The following is a 2292-nucleotide window of genomic DNA, read 5'->3' on the forward strand; positions in this document are numbered from 1 at the left end:
AAGGAAAGAAACAGTCTAACAACTATCACAAGCAACGGATAAAAGTAGCTAAACTTCATCTTAAAGTGTCAAGACAACGTAAAGACAAAGCAATTAAAGACGCTTTGGCGTTAGTCCAGTCTAATGATCTGGTAGTTTATGAAGCTTTAAAGGTAAGAAACTTAGTCAAAAACCGTAAGCTTGCCAAGTCTATTTCTGATGCTTCTTGGTATCAATTCACTGAATGGTTGAATTATTTTGCCAAGATTTATCGGATTGTTTGTATTGCTGTTCCTCCCCATTTCACGACTCAAGATTGTTCAGTTTGTGGAACAAGAGTTCAAAAAACATTAAGCACTAGAACTCATCAATGCCCCAATTGTAAAACAGTCTTAGATAGGGATCATAATGCATCAATAAATATTCTTAAAAAAGGGTTGAAATATTTGGGAAATCATCTCAACGGTACTGTTGGGCAAACAGGAACCGACCCAAACGCCTTGGGAGAGTCCAGTCTCTGGATTCTTAATGGAGACATTGAGAATCTAAGCTGTCTCGTTGAACAAGGAATTTCCGATAGTGATAGGTCAAGAATCCCCCGTCACAGCGTAGCTTTACGGTGGGAGTATGTCAATCTTGTTTGGGTTTCCTGGCGTCAACCCAACCTTGTATATTGAGAGAAGTAGCTATGCGTCATAATCCGGTGATTAAAGCCTTTTACGAACGCCTAGTCGGACGCGGTAAATCAAAAAAAACTGGCTCTTACTGCTTGTGTGCGGAAAATCTTAGTTATTCTTAATGCAATGGTTCGCCAAAATCAGCCTTGGCAGCTTCCTGACAATTTAGACTAAATTCGGTTATTAAAAACTGATTATTTATTCCCATTTTTGCCTTTCTCCTCTTGCATGAGTGCCTAATAAGTAGCCTATACTCAACGGATTTAGTATCAATGTAATTCATGATGAAGACGATGTCGGCGGCTTAGATGTGTAATTAATTTTGCTTAGGTGCTTAATCGATCATAATTGATCATCATTTATCGCACTAATATCATTGGTAATAGTAACGATAATTCTTCGCAGCTTCGCACCTTGAAACTCCTAAGGAATCTCGTGTTTATATTGAGTTAGGAAGTTAGGAGTATAATTTGAGAAAGTTATGATAATATCGACATTTTGTTCGATGTTATTAATATACAGTTTCATCTTATCTACTGCGCTGTCACCCAACGTTTCATCGGAAGGAGCGATTATCTTTGGTTTGGCAAATTCAACTTTGAGTTTCACCTCGCCACTAAGACGAGGAAGATAACAAGTGATCTTCTGTTGTTGCCCTAACCAGTTATAGACATAACATAGTTTTCCCTGATAGATGTGGAAACTATGCCCACCAAAACAGCCGTCGTGCGCCATCAGAACAGCCTGTAAGTCCCCTTTAGCTTTGGAGAAATCAATAGTTGCTTTGATCGCATAGAGAGGAGTGCTAATATTAGGAACAACAGCTTCGGAAATTTCCAATCCCCCTAGATAATTTGTCGGGGGAACGGCGAACGGAGGGATTTCCTTGGCAACAGCTTCGGAAATTTCTGATCCTCCTGGATAATAAATATAGCTATCAGAAATTTCCAATCCCCCTAGATAATTTGTCGGGGGAACGGCGAACGGAGGGATTTCCCAGGCAACAGCTTCGGAAATTTCTGATCCTCCTGGATAATAGATATAGCTATCGGAAATTTCCAATCCCCCTGGATAATTTGTCGGGGGAACCGTGAACGTAGGGATTTCCCAGGCAACAGCTTCGGAAATTTCTGATCCTCCTGGATAATAAATATAGCTATCGGAAATTTCCAATCCCCCTGGATAATTTGTCGGGGGAACCGTGAACGTAGGGATTTCCCTAGCAAGGGCTTCGGAAATTTCTGATTCTCCTGGATAATAGATATAGCTATCGGAAATTTCCAATCCCCTCGGATAATAGGTATAGCTAAATGTGTTATATTGTGGGTCATCAGAAAATGCTGGGGGACGTAATTGAGGAGTTTCTGCACCCAATACCCTAGAGCAATCTTTAAATGGCATATATGCTTTAACCATCCACATCTCCTTGGTAATCGATAACGAAAAAAAGTGAGAGATTTAAACGGAACTACACTGATGGACAAAATTAACAAATCAACCCTGCTGTAACTTATACTACTCAGTCCTCTATGCTAAGACGATCCAAAAAACGCAAGTCTTTAAATTGATGGGCAAAAAAAGTTTAATTTCACTCAATAACCCAGGAGTTATACATAAATGTTTATTTTTGACAATA

At 39.5% G+C, this 2292-nt stretch carries 1 protein-coding gene and 2 pseudogenes; 2 read left to right on the forward strand and 1 reads right to left on the reverse strand.

All coding sequences use genetic code 11. The annotated features are described in order from the left end of the window. Together PX484_RS10900 and PX484_RS10905 are read left to right on the forward strand one after the other, a co-directional pair. A pseudogene (locus PX484_RS10900) lies at positions 1 to 593 on the forward strand (RNA-guided endonuclease InsQ/TnpB family protein); the annotation flags it as partial. Between the two features lie 68 nt (positions 594 to 661). After that, positions 662 to 830: pseudogene (locus PX484_RS10905) on the forward strand (IS110 family transposase); the annotation flags it as partial. A gap of 249 nt (positions 831 to 1079) precedes the next feature. Here the strand turns inward: PX484_RS10905 and PX484_RS10910 are convergent. Then, positions 1080 to 2072, reverse strand: coding sequence for a hypothetical protein (locus PX484_RS10910; protein ID WP_287767547.1), 993 nt, complete (start codon positions 2070 to 2072; stop codon positions 1080 to 1082). Positions 2073 to 2292: the final 220 nt, after the last annotated feature.

The organism is Microcystis sp. M49636_WE2 (assembly GCF_030065375.1).
Taxonomy (GTDB): domain Bacteria; phylum Cyanobacteriota; class Cyanobacteriia; order Cyanobacteriales; family Microcystaceae; genus Microcystis; species Microcystis aeruginosa_C.